The organism is [Flexibacter] sp. ATCC 35103, assembly GCF_001975985.1.
In the GTDB taxonomy this organism is placed as follows: domain Bacteria; phylum Bacteroidota; class Bacteroidia; order Flavobacteriales; family Flavobacteriaceae; genus Flavobacterium.
On sequence record NZ_MTQF01000006.1, the window covers coordinates 464,058 to 481,940 of the forward strand.

Sequence of the window (17,883 nt, forward strand, 5' to 3'; positions counted from 1 at the left end):
AATTACATAACTAGTTATGCAAATATAATTAAAAAAATAGTTACAAAGCATAAAAAGGTTCAAAGGAACAAAGTTTTTTGTAGAGACGCACAGCAGTGCGTCTTTCTTAGATAAATAAACATATCATGAAAACGAATGTCCATGGCCATAGAAGTGGAAATCCTTTTTATTTTTTTCTTTAAAAATAAAAAGATACAAGTGTCCCGTCCCGAAGCTTCGGGATCGCGAGTAGGAAATAGTACCTTAAAAGATTCAACAAATAAGATAAAAAATCATCACGTTTTTAAACACAAAAAAAGACGCACTGCTGTGCGTCTCTACGATAAACTTTGTCGTCTAATACTTAATATCTCAGGATCTTAGCAGCTTAGTAACTTTAATCAAGCTGTTATAGCTAAAGGATTCAAATTGAATTTATATTCTTTTGGGCTGCAGTTAAATTTTTGTTTAAATATTTTTGAGAAGTAACTTCTACTGGTAAAACCAATGCAATATACAATTTCTGAGATGTTCAGGTCTGAAGTTCTGATGAGAATTTCGGCTTTCAACACTCTCATATGTGTGATATAATCGTTTACGGTTCTATTGTGTATCATCTTGAAACCTTCTTGTAGTTTGTTTGGCGACAAACCTGATTTTTTGCTTAAGGACTTGATCGTAAAAGCTTCTTCAGGATTGGCTTTTATAGCTTCAGAAAGTTCTTTTATTTCTTCCATTTCTCTTAAAGTCAAACAGTTTGCATCTTTTGAAAAAGAACATTGATCGTCTGTATGTTGTTGAATTTCCATTGCCAGAATAATTCTTAAAATTCCTTCTTTTAGAAGATTTCTAACGATTCCGGTTTGCGTAACAGCATTTAATTGTTCTATTTTTTCTGCAATTTTCAAATTGTATGAACCTACATAAAAGAAATCCTGAGCAGTATTATTTTCGAAAAAAGTTTCTTTTACTTTTTGGTTCAACGAATGCATTTGATCTTGTACAGAATTTTGGGTTCCAACAATAATCAAAGTGAATTTTGTTTTTGTATCCTTTTCAAAAAACAAAACATTGTCCTGGTTTTCTTTTGAAGTGACAATCGCAGTCTGAAAAGTCTTAAAAGCTCTTTCTTCGCCAGTAAGACCAAAACTATGTGATAAATTACCTTTAGAACAATACGCAAAATATATGGGTGATGACTTAACATTTATAATATCCATTCGAACATCTACAGAAAAAGTCATGTCGAACTGTACATATGAAATATTATCATTGAAAGAGGCACCAACGATTGATCCTTTTGCAAAACTATTGTTTGTTTCAAGCGTGTATTCGTCTAAATCAAAAGTTACTTTTCCTCCAAAGTTTTTGTTTAACTCTTCAAAAATATTTTGAGTTTTTTCTGTATTTATAGTAACTATTTTCATTTTGCAAGGATTTAAATTCTACTTAATTTCAGTATAGATTTATAAAAAAACAAAGTCCGTTTTGTGGTAACGGATTTATAAAATCTACGGTTCAAAGTTCGCTCAATGCTGCAGGAAAAATGTTATATAATTTTTCAAAATTGTTTTATAATTACTTCTGCATTATGATTTTAACATTTAAAATTATTACCTTCCTAGTAATACAAATTAATACATCATGAAAAGTTTTTCTTTCTCACCTATATCCAATAATGATGCTAACATTTTGATTTTGGGCACAATGCCGGGAACAAAGTCATTAGAACTAAATCAATATTATGGCCATAACCAGAATAATTTCTGGAAATTTATGTTTACTATATTAAAAGAGGATTTCTCTAAAGACTATGAAACCAAAAAGGCTTTATTGCAGAAAAACAAAATTGCAGTATGGGATGTTCTTCAATTTTGTGACAGGGTTGGCAGTTTAGACAGTGCTATAAAAAACGAAATAGCAAATGATTTTGAGACGTTTTTAAAACAACATCCCAATATTAAGACGATATTATTTAACGGACAAAAAGCAGCGGCTTTTTTCAAGAAGTATGTTCATTTAAAGAATCCATATCGTCTTATAACCTTGCCATCTACAAGTCCGGCGAACGCAAGTAAAAGTTATGAGTCAAAATTAGAAGAATGGAAGATTGTTGCTACTTTACTAAAAGATTGAAATTTTATAACATTTCAATTTTAAAATATAACATAAAATCTTACAATATATCTAATTTTACTAAACACAAAATAAAGCCATGAAAAAGAATTATCATGCAATTGAGGCTTTTTTTAAAATATAGATATTACTAAGAAAACTTTAATAAGTTTAATTATAAAGAGAACATTGGTTATGTTAGTTTATTTTTGGAAAAAAAGCTATTCTATTTTTTTAGGGTAGCTTTTGTTTTTTAATCCCCCTAAAAAAAACAAAAATTATGAAAATTCAAACCTATTACAATCATATACGATTTTACAATCCGCATCATTTTGTTTACTATCCTATTTTAACAATTTTCTTAGCCATAAGTATTTACTTTGCGTTTACAACAAGCGATACATTAATATGGTCGTTTATAAGCATTGCGTTTATATTCTTGTTTTGTCTGGCCTTTATGCTTCGTCAGCATTATGCGCTAATTCTTCAAAACCGAATTGTAAGACTGGAACTTCGCTACCGTTATTTTACTCTTACCGGAAAAAGATTTGAAGAGTTTGAATACAAATTAACCGACGATCAAATATTTGCTTTGCGTTTTGCACCAGACGATGAGCTTTTGCCGCTTATCGAAGATGCCCTAAAAAATAATCTTACAGGTGATGCCATCAAAAAAGCAATCGTACACTGGAGAGCCGATTATAACAGGGTTTAAATTATGAAATTAAGCAGTCTTTCGTTTAAAATTAAATAAGATATAGATTAAAAAACCAATCAGCCAGGCTCCTGTAACTACACCAAAAAAGATGGTTATAATTGAGGAATGAAGATAATTTGGCTCATAAAATAATCGTTCTAAAGTGGTCATTTTTTCCTCTAAAGCTTTCCTGTCAAAATTATTCCTGATTTCATTCAACAGTTCGTTGTTGTGATTTTTAAAATACTCAACATCTTTAACCAAATCTTTAGGAACGATATAGGTTTCGATCCTGTACTTTTTTAACATTGTATCGAGTTGCCTGAAATTAGATAATAACGAATCTTGCTTGTATTTATAAATGAGCTTATAGCGTTTTACCGCAGCATCATACTGTTGTTTTTCAATCGCAATATCATGTATAGGTTTATAGAGGGATTTGTTTTCGAGAAATATACAAATATCGCCATCATATCGTGGGTTAACTTCCTGACCTTTGTAGATAATTTCGGTACTGTCTTTTATAACATTCTTCTTAATGATTCGTTCTAAAAGTTCTTTTTTACCAAACCCAATATTATCTAATACAGAACTTGTTGCAGTAGAAACTTTATCTAAATCACTGGTTAAGATTTTCAAAGTATCAATGCTGTAATAGGTACTCTCCGTAATATAATTTTGATCAGAAATTAAGGTGCTGTCTACAACCTCAATTACAGGATAAGGCTTGGGATATAAAATATTAAGGGGATTAAATAATTTCTCTGAACTGTAAGAAGTATAATTATACAAAAACGGATTTAAAACGTTTAGTAAGGTTTTGTCTTTATTAAATTTTGCCTCGGATAATTCAGATCTCATTTTTGCATTCAATCCAAAACTATAACTGACAAAAAATGAAAAACTTAAAAAAGAAACCAGCAATAGCAATACTCCAATTTTAAGCAAATTACCAAACGAATAATTTTGTCTTGAATGATTTTTCAGTAAAAATATCAGAAAGAAAAGTAAAAATAATCCCGTAACAAAAAATTGCGAAATCGAAACATCATCATAAAACTTAAACCTGTAAAACTCAGTATATATGTCAATATTCCCAATTCCTTCAAACTTATAAAAGCCATATAAAAAATAGCCTAAATGAATCAATAATAGTATTACAAAAGACTTTACCAGGTATTGTTTTAATTTTTTATCCATGTTTTATTTTGAGAAATTACTCTCAAATATAGACAAAAATGACAAGATGGTGGCTGCTCATAAACTTGAAAACATTAAAATCTTTGCGCCTTTGTGCCTTTGTTCCTTCAAAAAAAACTATTTCAATTCAAAACCTTCCTTGACGATTTCTTTCTCGACTTTATCAATAAGTTTATTTGTTTTACCGGTTAATCGTTCTTTTTTCCAATCCCCTTTGGCGTAAATTAGCATGGTAACAATAGCCGTGACAATGGTTGAAACAGGGAAAGCCCACCAAATACCAATTGGTCCAAGCGCTGTATTATGAGATAAAATATAAGCCAGCGGAAACTGTAAAACCCATTGAGAAACCAGCGTTAAAATCATAGGTAATGTTGTGTTTCCAACTGCTCTAAAAACACCTAATAAACACATTTGAAGCCCCAGAAATCCCCAGGAAAGACAAGTAATTCGTAAAAAAGTAGTTCCTCCTGCGATAACAGCGGGTTCATTTGGTACGAAAAAAGCAATTAAATGCGGCGCAAAAGCAAAAGCTATTAATCCTATTCCGGTTAATAAACCAAAGCCTAGATACGCGCCTAATTTTGCTATTCTTCCGGCACGAAGCATGTTTCCGGCGCCAATATTTTGTCCTACCAAAGTTGCAATTGCCATCGAAAGTCCCAAAGCCGGGATCATGACAAGCTGAATCAAATTAGAACCTGCTCCATAAGAAGCCACAGTATTGGTTCCAAAATGTACAATCAAAAAAGTAATCGCCGTTAAACCAACTGCACGCATCGATTGCTCGATAGAAGACGGGAAACCAATTTTAAACGCTTTTTTAATATGTTTAAAGTCCGGTTTAAAATCTTTTAGCTGTAAATGAATACCATGTTTTCCTCTAAATAAAATCGCAAACCCTATAATAATAGCCAAACTCTGAGTTGATAACGTTGCCAGAGCAGCTCCTTTTACACCCATTGCGGGAATAAAATTCCATCCGAAAATAAACAACGGATCTAAGGCAAAATTCAAGATTACGGTTCCCAATACAATATAAACCGGTAAAGTAACACGACCAACACCTCGCATTACAGATTGAAAAATCATAAAACTAAAGCTAAAAACCAGTCCGATAAAAGCAATTTGCATAAAACCCAAAGCATCTTTATAAACTTCAGGAGTTACTTTTAGAATTTGCAGGAAATATGGGCTTAGAAAATATCCAATGATTGATAAAACAATCGATGCCGAAATTACCATCAGCAACGTTTGTGCCGCCACATGATTGACCATTTCTTGTTGTCCTGCTCCAAAATATTGTGCTATAAGTATCGATCCGGCAATTGCCAGACCCGTTCCCAGGGCAATCGTCAGGAAAATAACCGGCGTACTTACAGATACTGCTGCGACAGCGTCTCCGCCTAAGCGCCCAACCCAAAAAGCATCTACCAATTGATAAGCGGCCTGCAGTAAATTGGCAATCATAATAGGAACTGCCAATTTTAATAATGAAGAAAGTATAGGACCTTCTAATAATTCGTTTTTGTTCATTTTGTAAATTTTTCTTTAGCCGCTAATTACACAAATTTCACTAACTCGTTTTCTGCTATATTCTTATAGTAAGTGAAGATTCGCGATAATTTATGCAATTTGTCGCAACTTTTTTATTCCTTTTTATTCCATTAAAGCGTATCTAATTTATCTGCGTAACCTTTGATAGTTTCTAAAGCTTCTGCTCTTTCTTTGACTGAGAAAACAGACAAAACCTCATCTTCTGCCCTATTCATTAAAATTCTTATATTTTTTGCTAATTCAATTCCTTGATCCGTAAGGCTTACGATATTCTTTCGTTTGTCGGTTTTATCTTTTTTAACCACAACCAAAGACTTTTTTTCTAAGGCATTTATACTTCTTAAAATAGATGATTTATCGCGCATCGTCATATCCGAAAGTTCTCTTTGAGATAGATTTTTACGTTGTAAAATCATAATCAAAGGAAGTTGTTCTAACTGCAAGCTTATGCCAGCTTCATTCATCAACGCATTTGTATGACGAAAAATAGCACGTTTAATACGGTGAATCTGAAAGAAAAAACTCTCTGATATCTCCTGTTTATAAGTATTTAAATCTGCTTCTGTTTCTTTCATAGGACAAAATTACAAAAAAGAGTGACATGTCAACTAATTTTAACAAAATTCATAATTTACTGATATTCAGACTTTTTATTCAAATAATAAAGCACAAAAAGAAAAATGAATGATTTTTTTCGTTAACTTTAAATGTTAAAAATTTATCAATAAAATCTAAAAATAAGTCTCATGAAAAAATTATTTTATTTTTTGATAGTTTCCCTTTTCTACTCTACAATTCATGCACAAATTACTGCTGAAGTACCTGTAGAAAAATCTTTACCTATTTTACAGACCAATTCATATACACCTGTTCAGGATTATGATGCAGGAGATTTGCCATGGCACGGGCGACGTTTTAAAGTTAGTGCGGGTGTATTTTTTCCTACTAATAATACCGAAGTAGAAGTGGGAAGCAATAATGGTAATTTTGGTAATTTAATTGACTTTGAAAATGATCTTGGCTTTAAAAAAAATACGGTTTCATTTGCAGGTGCATTTGAATGGCGAATTTCAAGAAGATCAAGACTTGGAGCAGAATATTTTTATTTGAAAAGAACAGCAACTAAAACCCTTCAGAAAGAAATAGAATTTGGCGATCATACCTATCCGGTTAATGCAACGGTTTCTGCATTTCTGGACAATCAAATTTATCGCATTACGTATGGTTATGCCTTTGTATCAAAACCTACTTATGAAATTGGGGCACTTATTGGTGCGCATGTTATGTTTGCAGATGTGGGTTTAAAACTTGAAGGAGCTACTGCACAAGCTGAATACAGAGACAATTTTGATTTTACCGCTCCATTACCCGATCTGGGGATTTGGTCAGAAATTGTATTAGCAAAAAATTGGGGACTTTATGTAAATGCAAATTATTTTGCCCTTAAAGTCAATGATATCGACGGACGCATTTTAAGTTATAATCTATCTGTATTATACAATGTTTACGAAAATTTTAGTCTTACGGCGGGTTATACAGGATTAAATATCAGGGTTGATGTTGAAAAAGAAAGGCTAAATGGATTTTTTAAATGGGGATATAATGGTCCAACCATAACGGCAACTTATGCTTTTGGAAATCATGTTAAGCTTTATAAACATTAGTTTTTTTAAGTTACTAAGGTTCTGAGTTGCTAAGTTTCTAAGTTGAAAAGCTTTTGGAGTAAACCTGAAACTTGAAACCTGAAACCTGAAACTTCTAACTTCAAAATAACAAACCCGATAACTTTTACAGCTATCGGGTTCATTGCTCAAACTTAAACTTAACTCAAAATAAACCAACTAACTTATTTTTGTATTGGAGTAAATTTTATAGCTGTTCCTCCTCCAGCTGCCAATTTAAGATCCAGAATTGTTTTACTATTTACTTTTTGTTTTGAAATTGTAACAGGATACGGATTTGTTTTATAATTTGCTCCTGCTCCGTCTGCATAAATTTCGGCTTCATATTCTTTTCCTTTATCTAAAAACGATAAATCTACTTTAAGATCTCTTGCAGAACTGTTTGTAATAGTTCCTAAATACCAGTTTTTTTCGTCCCAGTCTTTACGAACAATTGTCGTGTATTCTCCTATTTTTGACTCTAATACTTTAGTATCTGACCAATTGCAGGGCACATCTTTTATAAACTGAAATTCAGGTTTTCCTACATAATTTTCCGGTAAATCTGAAGCCATTTGCAACGGGCTGAAAATAATAACATACAAGGCCAATTGATTTGCCAAAGTCGTTTGCACTCTGGCTCCTGAAGGTGTTTTATAATCAAAATTAAAATTACCCGGTGTATAATCAAAAGGTCCGGAAAGCATTCTGGTAAAAGGTAAAGTTGTTAAATGTTCCGGAGTATTTCCTCCATCTATAGACCACGCGTTGTATTCTTGTCCTCTGCCACCTTCTTGTGTCATAAAGTTAGGGTATGTACGCTGCAATCCTGTTCCTTTTATAGGTTCGTGATTGTCGATCATGATATGATATTTGGCTGCCGTTTCCATCACTTTTCTGTAATGACGTGCGCCATATTGGCTATCGTGCCATTCTTTTTTATCTAAATATTTATTTACATAACCGGTTTTTACGGTATTTACGCCCATTTTCTGATACAATTTAAAAGCATCTTCTAACTGGCTTTCGTAATGTTTGGTTGCTCCGGCGGTTTCGTGGTGACCAATTAAACGGACATTTTTGATCGCTGCATATTTTGTAATTTCTTCGAGATTAAAATCCGGATATGCTTTTACAAAACTAAATGAAGATCCGTCTGCAGTCCAGTCTCCATCCCAGCCTTCGTTCCAGCCTTCGACCAGAACTCCGTCTAAATTATTTTGTGCAGCAAAATCAATGTATTCTTTGGTATTTTTAGTCGTTGCACCATGTTTTGATCCTTGTCCCCAAGTATATTTTTCTAAATGCATTCCCCACCAAATTCCTATATATTTCGATGGTGTAATCCAGGAAAGGTCTTCTATTTTTGATGGTTCATTTAGATTTAGCATAATTGTAGATGTTGCCACATCTCCGGGAGTTTTACCTACTACAATAGTTCTCCACGGTGTTTTAAACGGAGTTTCGGCATATACTTTTACACCATTTGCCCAAGGCACCAATTCGCTTTTGTATTGTTTGTTATTTGTTTTTAATAACGTCATTGACGTAAAATCAGTTAAGTTGGCTTCATGAATCGCCACAAATAATTTTTCTTTGGTTTCTAAAGTTGCCGGTGTATTGATTGTATCAGTTTTACTAACAGGCGTTTTGCGGTAGGTACTTTCGTAATAGCTGTTTTCGCGATGCACGGGAATCCACCAGACATCATTTTCTGATTTAAAAGTGAATTGTGTGATTTCGTTTGATATTTCTACTTTACCTAAGTTAGGCTGTTTTGGAAATTCATATCTAAAACCAACACCATCATCAAAAACCCTGAAGATAATATCGACCAAACGTTCTTCGTTTTTTGATTCTTTCAAATGAACAATTAGTTCGTTGTGGTGATCTCTTACCTTTTTAAATTCACCCCAGGGTTGTTCCCAGGTTTCATCTGCTGATTTTTCTTCGGTAGAAACCACTTCAAAACCATCGGTCATTTTTTGGATTCCCTTAAATTCAAATCCCAATAAAGAAGGTTCTATAACTGATTTTCCGTTTGATGTAAAACTATATTGAGGCTGACCGGAAGGCGTTAATTCAAAAACTAATTCGGTATTTTTTCCCGGAGAACTTATTTTGTATGTTTTTTTTGTACTGCAGGCAAATAGTAAAATTGAAGCTAAAGCGATTAGACAGTATCTGTATTTTATGTTTTTCATTATTTAATTGTATTAATTACAACTCTTATTTAATTTCGTTTAGTAACTGTTTTGCTTTTGCTGGCTGCATCGAAACAAAATAATTAAAAGCCTGATCTAATTTTTTCTGGGCATCGGCATTGCCTTTCTTTTCTATTCGCAGCTTATACATGGCACTGATATCCGGAAAAACAGTTTCGGTATTTTTTACACCTGCAAATGCTTTTACTTTTTCGATATAGGTATAACCAAATTCTACTGTTGGTTCGAACATTGTTCCTTCTCCAAAGTCATTCCAGGTAATAAGCTGTAGATAATTTAGATTCGCATTCCTGGCCATAGAAAGTGTTTCATCAAGCGTCGCTCCGTTATTATGCTCTATGGTCCATCCTATTGCTGCTCCGCCTCCACCATCAGCATAAAAATCTTTAAAACCGGGATAAGCACTTCCCATTGCAACAGTCAGTTTTGGTTTATTATTCGCATAAAAATTAGCGAGGTAGGTATTGTTTTTATATACCCATGCATATTCTCCCGAGGCATTGTCTCCTGCATCTGCAGATTCATTCCAGAGGGTTAAAAAGGTAGGTTTTGTGGTCAGCGTATTAAAAACGTTGGTCCATTCGGCAGGTGATTGCAATACAATTGGTCCAAAATTAAGCAACAATGGTTTTCCGTTTATTTTGATATAATTTTTATCATCGAAATAGTTGTTTTGCAAATATGCTAAATCGGTTTTTGCAGCTCCGGTAACTGAAATTGCTTTTCCTGCATTTACTACATTCGGCAAAAATCGATCTTCATAAACAATGGCATATTCTAGTCCAACTTTGTCTAACATGGCGATAAGCTGTTCTGTATTTTCTTTTACCATTCGATAATCGTTTACATCAAAAGTGCCATACCAATCGATCAAAACACCATCGATTCCTGAATACTTCATCAATAACAAATGATTTTCGATCACATTTTTATCGCCTGAATGATATGGACCAATTAGCGGATAATAATATGAAGCGATTTCCCTGCGATTATTTGCGCCAATGTTATTAGGATTTTTGTTGGCCATTGTCCAGTGATATCCCCATTTTTTATCGGCACTACTTTCATTGGTTTCAAACCAAGGCATATAGTGAACATAAATTTTGGTGCTATTTGTTTTTTCAATCGCAACAGGTTCAATTGTTTCCGGTTCTGTAGGTGTCTCTGAACCTTTGTCATCGCTGCTGCAACTCGTGACGACTAAAATATTCAGAATCCCAAAAAACAATAATGTGATAGATCTTTTCATATTGTATTATTTATTTTTATGACTGGCTTATGGTATTCTTGTTTTTTTTTTGCCACTGATTAAAAAGGATTTCTTATTTTATTTCCTAACAGTGTGATTCTATTATTTCACGCAGATTCAAAAAGATTTAAGCGAATTCTGCAGATTAATTGTAACTAAATCTAAATTGAATCTGTTTTAATCTGCAAAATCTGCGTGAAACATTTTTTAATCCTTTTAATTCTCTAATCTGTGGCTAAAATTTTCTCTCGCAGATTTGGCAGATTTAGCTGATTTTTTTTTTCACTGGTTTTAAAGATTTAAAAAAAATTTAATCCTTTTTAATCCTTTTAATCTGTGGCTAAAATATTTCCCGCAGATTAAAAAAGATTTAAGCAAATTCTGCAGATTAATTGTAACTAAATCTAAATTGGATCTGCTTTAATCTGCAAAATCTGCGTGAAACTTTTTTAAAATCATTTTAATTCTCTAATCTGTGACTAAATTATCTCTCGCAGATTTGGCAGATTTAGCTGATTTTTTTTTCACTGGTTTTAAAGATTTACAAAAAAATTTAATCCTTTTTAATCCTTTAATCTGTGGCTAAAATATTTCCCGCAGTTTCTAAATAGATTGAAGCAAATCGTACAGATTTAATATTAATACATCAAAATTATATCTGTTTTAATCTGCAAAATCTGCGTGAAACTTTTTTAAAATCATTTTAATCCTCTAATCTGTGACAGAAAAAAAATATAAAATATGTCAGCCTTCTACGACTAACCAACATAGAAGACTGACATTCAATAACCTAATACCCAGGATTCTGTACCAGGTTTTTATTGGTAGTTAAAACTGTGCTCGGGATTGGGAAAATAGCTCTGTATTTTTCTGTTGGTCCTTTTTCCCACCACGATTGAAAGAAGGTTCCAAAACGGATGTTATCTGTTCTTCGTCTTCCTTCAAAAGTAAATTCTTTCAACAATTCTTTATCTATAAAATTAAGATCGATTATGGTTGGCATTTCTTCTCCGGCACGTGCTGTAATTTGTTGTATAAAAGGTTTTGCTAAATCTGCAGCTCCCATACGGACATAACATTCGGCTTGCATCATTAAAATTTCGGCATAACGAATCAGGACAAAATCGTGATCACGTTCCCATTGTTCTCCGGCTTTCATTTCGTATTTTCCTAAACGAACTCCCTGATTTTCTTTCGCGTCAGCAACACTTGTCACTTCTTCAGTATAGGTAAGCGGTTCTCCGTTATCCATTACAATAACCTGACCTGTAGCCGCATTAATCTGGTCGCCGGCAACCATACATTTTCTTCTTTTATCTGTTTCAGCAAAAGCTGAATAAACTCCCGGTTGTGCACACATTCCGTTTGCACTCCACGGATAATCATTTCCTCCGGCAGAAATTGTTAATTTATGCAGATAATGACAAGACATTGAGTTCATATAATTACCCACTGTTCCTGCTTTTTGATCGTAAGGAATAGCGAAAATTATCTCTGGCGATTTTTCGTTTTGTGTCGCAAAATTGGCAAAAAAGTCAGGTGTTAAAGTATATCCCTTAACTTTCTGGCACATATTGATGCAATCCTGCCAACGCGCTGTACCAACAAAAGCTTCAGAGTTGAGATACAATCTCGCCAATAAAGAATAGGCTACGTTTTTTGTGAATTTAGAATACACAATATTTGAATTTAAATGCGGAAGAGCATCTAATAACTCTTTCTCAACAAAATCATATACTTGTTTTCTGGTAGAATTTGATGGCAAAGAGGTGTCTTCAAAATTTACTACGATTGGCACATTCCCAAATAAATCCAGAAGATTATAGTAATAATAAGCTCTCAATGATTTTAGCTCTGCATAAATGGGTGCTTTTGCCGCATCTGTCAACGATGATTTATCTACCTGATAAAGGATCGAATTGATTTTGGCAATTCCGGTATAATTGTAACGCCATGCCGAAAGAATCAAGCGATTATCTGTTCTCCAGGTATGTTTTTGCGCATCCTGATATTGACCGCCATCGTACCAGTTTGTTCCTCTTGTTGGGATTGTGGCTTCGTCTGAAACGGTTTCATTTAAAAAGAATACATATTCTGAGGTTGGATAATTATTAGAAATCCCATCTGCAAATCCTCTTAACGAAGAATAAGCTCCGCCAACTAATGCATCAACTTCTTTTGGAGTGTTTCCAAAATTTCCATCTTCTACTTTATCATATAAATCTTCATTTAAATTGGTACATGATATCGTAAAAAGCATGCTCATTAATATTGCCGCTGTTATTTTGATTTTCATTTTCTATATTTTTGAGTTAATCGCTTAGTTATTTAGCGTAAAATTTAATCCAACAGAAATTGTTGTTGGCCTAGGATAATTATTATATCTGTCGATTCCAGGAGCCGCTAATCCGGTTTCATCCAATTTTCCGGTTTGATTAATTCCGTCCTGCGCGTTTAAGCCAATCTCCGGATCTACACCTTTGTAACTTGTAAATACAGCCAGATTTTCTCCCATAAGATATATTCTAAGCTTTGAATTTTTATATTTTAAAGGCAAAGTATAACCTACTGAAACTGTTTGAAGCCTGAAGAAAGAAGCATCCTCGATCCAGTAACTTGAATATTTTGGAGCAGATGTAATGCCGCTGCCCAGAAAATCATCCGGAACATTAAAAGTGGGTAATCTGTTAGGATCGTTTAGCATCATGTTTGTGGCATTCAATGCTTTTTGACCAAACATTCCATATCCTGAAACGCCAAGATCAAAATTTCCGTAAGTAAAATTCATTCCAACACCCATAGTCAAATCAGGCTGAATGTTTCCTAAATCTCTTTTATCACCATCGACTAAAGCAGTATCCAGCACTTTGTCTCCGGCAGCATTGTAGTATAACATTTTTCCGTCAGCGCCAAGTCCTGCACTTTCAAAACCCCAGAAAGTTCCAACAGGATAACCTTCGGCAATAATTTGAGAATATTGCCCTGACATTCCCGCTAATCCGTGAAGAGAACCACTGTAAATAACATCTGTTTTATAAGTAGGATTTGATAATTTTTCGATTTTCTGAACGTTGTGCCCTAAAGTTAAATTCGCATTCCACGAGAATTTATCTCCTTTTATGATATCAGCATTCAATGTAAGTTCAACTCCTTTATTCGACATTTCGCCCACATTTGCCAGCATTGTTCCTACTAAATACGGAGGCTGAGGCACTTCATAAGTATACAATAAATCATCTGTGTTTTTAGAATAATATTCGAATGAACCTGTAATCCTGTTGAATAAACTAAAATCTACACCAATGTTTAATTGTTTTGTTGACTCCCATTTTAAATCAGGATTCGGGTTTTGTTTTGGCGAATACGCTAAACTCCACGTTCCTGTAGTTGGATCGTAGTAACTGTCATTTCCAACTCCTAAGATCGAAAGCGATTTGTATTCGCCAATTCCGTCCTGGTTTCCTGTAACTCCGTAACCAACTCTAAATTTAAGATTGTCCAGCCAGCCTTTTGTATTGCTCATAAATTCTTCGCTTGACACTTTCCAGGCAACAGAAGCAGATGGAAATGTTCCCCATTTATTGTTTTCACCAAAACGGCTCGAACCATCTCTTCTTACCGTACCGGTTAGCAAATATTTACCATCATACGCATAATTGGCACGCGCATAAAAAGAAACCAAATTTGATTTTCCTTTATAAGAATACACATCGCCCAAACGATAATTATATCCTGCACCAAGATTGTTATAACTAAAAGCATCTGTCACAAAACCACTGCGTTGTGCTCCAAAACCTTCATAAATATTCTCTAAATAAGAGTATCCGACAAGTGCGCCAATAGTATGTTTATCTATTACTTTATTATAATTTACATACAGTTCACCTTGTGCATTCGCAAACTCTGTATATGTTTTTTGAGCATAACCATTTTCAGTAATTCCTTCCAGAACTGCGTAACTTGGTTTGTAAGTACTTCCTTTTACTGCATTGTGTTCATAGGATATATTGGCTACAGCAAGAAAATCTTTTAAAAATTTTACTTCCGTTTTAAAGTATCCTAACAATCTGTGTCTTTCGTTATCAACCGTTCTATTGGTCAAAATTTCAACAGGATTTTCGTAAAGAGTTCCTGAAACAGATGAAAATTTTCCGTTAGCATCATATACCGGAATTGTTGGATTTAAATTATATGAACGTTCAAAAATTCTGTAATCTAACGGATGCCATTTATCAACATTGGCAAATAAACCCATATCAAATTTTACCTCTTTATTATCTCCAAGATATTGATACGCATTAATATTTCCGCTTAATCTTTCCAGACCGGTTGATTTTATAACACCTTCATTATTCAGGTAAGAAAGTGAAGTTCTAAAACCACTATCCGTTTTTCCGGAATTAATACTCAAAGTATGCGATTGCGAAATAGCAGTTTGCTGTAATGCTTTTTGCCAGTTTGTATTTCCGCCATAATCAACGGCATCAGTATTTCCGGTAGAACGAACATATGCTCTCCATTGATTTGCTGACAAAAGATCTAAATTATCCGTTACATAACCTACACTTGATAAGCCGCTGTAAGTAACAGAAACTCCTTTTGTACCGGATTTAGTCGTAATAATAATAACCCCGTTTGCTCCTCTTGAACCATAAATGGCTGTTGCCGATGCATCTTTAAGAACATCCACAGATTTAATATCAGAAGGCTGAACGATATTGATATCTACACCTGCAATACCATCAACCACAATCAGCGGACTGTTGCTTGCTGTTAAGGATGTTCCTCCACGCAAACGTATCGTAGAACCTGCAGCCGGATCTCCAGAAGGACGAATGATATTTAATCCCGCTACTTTTCCTTGTAAAACCTGCTCTGTAGAAGAAATTGTTCCTTTTATCAAATCATCCGATTTCAAACTTGAAATTGCTCCTGTTAAATCTGATTTCTTTTGTGTTCCGTACCCTACAGAAACTACCTGAACTTCAGCAAGCATATAACCGTCGTTTTGTAAACGAACATCTATGTTGGGTTTTGTTGCTGCCGTTATGAGAACCTTTTGAGTGGTTGATCCTATAAAAGAAACCTCTATAGAACCTCCTACGGCTACAGATAAGGAAAATTTACCGTCAAAATCTGTTGTGGTGGCGTTTCTTGTACCAACCTCGATTACCGTTGCGCCCGGTAATACACTTCCCGTATTATCATAAACGGTACCTGATACCTGCTTTTTTTCCTGAGCAAACATTCCTGCCGAAAGAAAAAGCATGAAAATCATGAATACCATATTTTTAGTAGTCCACATATAATGCAGGACCATTTTTTTATTTTTACTATTCATATGTAGTTATTTATTGTTTTTTATCGGTCATATGTAATTCGCATATCCACTATTAGCCTGTTATGACCAATTTTTGGGTTATGCTCATTTCATTGAATTGATGTTTTAATTGATCGTGAATTATTTGTCTAAGGTTTTAAGAGGGATCGTTGTGTCCGAAATCGTTTTGTCTTTATTATCTTTTACCAAAACATGTATTTCGTTTAAATTTGGAACATCTTTAAGCTCTGAAACCAAGTTTACAAATCCTTTTATTTCACTCGTTCCTCCTGTAAATTCACCTGAAATTACTTTAGATCCGGCTGTAATGGTATAGATTAATTTGTTTACACCAGATTCATTATTTTTTCTGGACATTCCAAGAAAATCTTTTTGACTGATTTGTAAAGGAAAAAATCCAAAAACCGGCGGTGGTGGCGGTACATAAGCGCCTGCAAATAAAACCTGATCAGGAGTTGTTCCTGCCCAATTGTCTTTTACCATCAGAAATACTAAATTTTTCATTTCGTAACCATCAGGCGTATTGTAATAGTCTTTAGGAACTAAATCCATTTTATAAAAACCGTTTCCTAAATCTTTTAGTTTTGTTTTTTCGGCAATTTCCGGTTTCGAAGCTTCATACATTTGCTGAACATCCCAATCATTTAATCCGCTATGTATGTGTACACTTGTAGCACCTGCAAATCCAGGAGCTAAATTCGCATTAAACAAAATGCTTACACCTTTATCAATAGTTGGTTTGGTTGGATAAGCTCTGATCAGCTCATTAGCCGTGTAAAATGAGGTAAAATCTGTATAAGGCATATTCGCCACTTCACTTTGTTTTGATCCGTTTTTGTTTTTTAAACGAAACCAAAAACCGTCACTTGCAGCAATTTGAGCTGCAGTTTTGGAAAAATATTCTGTTGGAGTTAAAGTAAAACTCCAGATTTTATCTTTTACGTGAGTCAGTTTGGCAAAATCAGATGAGTTTTCCCAATGTCCCGCATCCGGTTCTGATGGTGACCAGATCCAGATATAAAGATCTTCATTCTCTGCAAATGTTGTTGCAGACAAATCAAAAAACCAGGTTACTTTTTCATCATATTTGTATACCACAGGAAATGATGACATACTACCCACCGATCCTGCAGTTTCTTGCGCGTGCAAAAAATTAGGAGCCATCATTAGGGCCAGTAAAATTGTATATATAAATTTTTTCATACGTAGATAATATTTGTTTTTTAACGGAATATGGTTTTCGCAATTCTTCATTCCGTTGTTTTCAATACGGAATCAATCCTGGCAATTTCATATTACTTTTTATTTAATGGCACTTAATTTAAATACATAAGATACAAATGCAACACCTCCTGAAGTGCGTGATAACTGGATTTCCATCTCCCCATTTTTTCCGGGAACTGATGATAATCTCAATTCATCTGTTTTCTGTGTTTTTTGTGCATCGCTATACAAGTAAATTTTAATAGCGTTACCGGGATTTGTTGGCTGAAAGTCTGAGCTTAGCTGCCAATATCCTTTTGGGGCAAATAAAGGAGGAACATTGCCTGTTACTTCATAACTCGTGGGATTGTTCTTTTCATCTACGTTGAATTTTAATTTAAAATCTTCGTAGTTAAAATAGGTACTCAAGTTTTCTTCGCTTGGCTCGATCTTACTTGCTTTTGCAAAGTCATCGACCATTTTCAAGTTTGTTAATCCCCAATTTCCATTTACTTTCTCATAAATAGTGATTGGATCAACGTAGCTTCCGTCTTCTGTGTTATCGCAGGAAATTGCAAACAAACACATCATGACAGCTAACCAGTAAATACTTTTACATCTCATAAAATTTTGGTTTTTGTTAGTTTTTTTATCCC

The 17,883-nt window shown here is 34.0% G+C and carries 13 protein-coding genes; 3 read left to right on the top strand and 10 right to left on the bottom strand.

Going from position 1 to position 17,883, the window contains the following annotated elements:
* Positions 1-380: 380 nt before the first annotated feature.
* Positions 381-1,406, bottom strand: a complete 1,026-nt coding sequence (locus BXU01_RS14915) for an AraC family transcriptional regulator (protein WP_083693941.1) — start codon at positions 1,404-1,406, stop codon at positions 381-383.
* A 217-nt stretch (positions 1,407-1,623) separates the two neighbouring features.
* Here BXU01_RS14915 and BXU01_RS14920 point away from each other — a divergent pair, with 217 nt between their 5' ends.
* Entirely contained in the window at positions 1,624-2,115 is a 492-nt protein-coding gene (locus BXU01_RS14920; protein WP_083693942.1) for a DNA-deoxyinosine glycosylase, read from the top strand.
* Between the two features lie 259 nt (positions 2,116-2,374).
* Entirely contained in the window at positions 2,375-2,809 is a 435-nt protein-coding gene (locus BXU01_RS14925) for a DUF6526 family protein (protein ID WP_083693943.1), read from the top strand.
* Between the two features lie 9 nt (positions 2,810-2,818).
* On the opposite strand, the gene BXU01_RS14930 is transcribed toward BXU01_RS14925, so the two are convergent.
* From BXU01_RS14930 to BXU01_RS14940, 3 genes are all read right to left on the bottom strand, one after another.
* Positions 2,819-3,991, bottom strand: coding sequence for a hypothetical protein (locus BXU01_RS14930; protein WP_083693944.1), 1,173 nt, complete (start codon positions 3,989-3,991; stop codon positions 2,819-2,821).
* Positions 3,992-4,108: 117 nt separating this feature from the next.
* Positions 4,109-5,527 carry an MATE family efflux transporter gene (locus BXU01_RS14935; protein ID WP_083693945.1) on the bottom strand — a complete coding sequence of 473 codons (1,419 nt, stop codon included), beginning with the start codon at positions 5,525-5,527 and terminating at the stop codon, positions 4,109-4,111.
* Positions 5,528-5,658: 131 nt separating this feature from the next.
* The gene (locus BXU01_RS14940; protein ID WP_083693946.1) at positions 5,659-6,123 is read right to left on the bottom strand and encodes a MarR family winged helix-turn-helix transcriptional regulator; all 465 of its coding nucleotides are present in this window, start codon (positions 6,121-6,123) and stop codon (positions 5,659-5,661) included.
* 171 nt (positions 6,124-6,294) lie between these two features.
* Here BXU01_RS14940 and BXU01_RS14945 point away from each other — a divergent pair, with 171 nt between their 5' ends.
* Positions 6,295-7,212: a hypothetical protein gene (locus BXU01_RS14945; RefSeq protein ID WP_083693947.1), complete on the top strand. Its 918-nt coding sequence runs from the start codon at positions 6,295-6,297 to the stop codon at positions 7,210-7,212.
* Between the two features lie 182 nt (positions 7,213-7,394).
* Here BXU01_RS14945 and BXU01_RS14950 read toward each other — a convergent pair whose 3' ends face one another.
* From BXU01_RS14950 to BXU01_RS14975, 6 genes are all read right to left on the bottom strand, one after another.
* Positions 7,395-9,413: a glycoside hydrolase family 97 protein gene (locus tag BXU01_RS14950; protein ID WP_083693948.1), complete on the bottom strand. Its 2,019-nt coding sequence runs from the start codon at positions 9,411-9,413 to the stop codon at positions 7,395-7,397.
* A 25-nt stretch (positions 9,414-9,438) separates the two neighbouring features.
* The gene (locus BXU01_RS14955) at positions 9,439-10,683 is read right to left on the bottom strand and encodes a glycoside hydrolase family 71/99-like protein (protein ID WP_083693949.1); all 1,245 of its coding nucleotides are present in this window, start codon (positions 10,681-10,683) and stop codon (positions 9,439-9,441) included.
* A gap of 790 nt (positions 10,684-11,473) precedes the next feature.
* The gene (locus tag BXU01_RS14960; protein WP_083693950.1) at positions 11,474-12,979 is read right to left on the bottom strand and encodes a RagB/SusD family nutrient uptake outer membrane protein; all 1,506 of its coding nucleotides are present in this window, start codon (positions 12,977-12,979) and stop codon (positions 11,474-11,476) included.
* Positions 12,980-13,003: 24 nt separating this feature from the next.
* A complete protein-coding gene (locus BXU01_RS14965) occupies positions 13,004-16,024 on the bottom strand; it encodes a TonB-dependent receptor (RefSeq protein ID WP_083693951.1) in 3,021 nt (1,006 codons plus the stop codon).
* A gap of 120 nt (positions 16,025-16,144) precedes the next feature.
* Positions 16,145-17,227, bottom strand: coding sequence for a hypothetical protein (locus tag BXU01_RS14970; protein WP_083693985.1), 1,083 nt, complete (start codon positions 17,225-17,227; stop codon positions 16,145-16,147).
* Positions 17,228-17,326: 99 nt separating this feature from the next.
* Positions 17,327-17,851, bottom strand: coding sequence for a DUF5004 domain-containing protein (locus BXU01_RS14975; RefSeq protein ID WP_083693952.1), 525 nt, complete (start codon positions 17,849-17,851; stop codon positions 17,327-17,329).
* Positions 17,852-17,883: the final 32 nt, after the last annotated feature.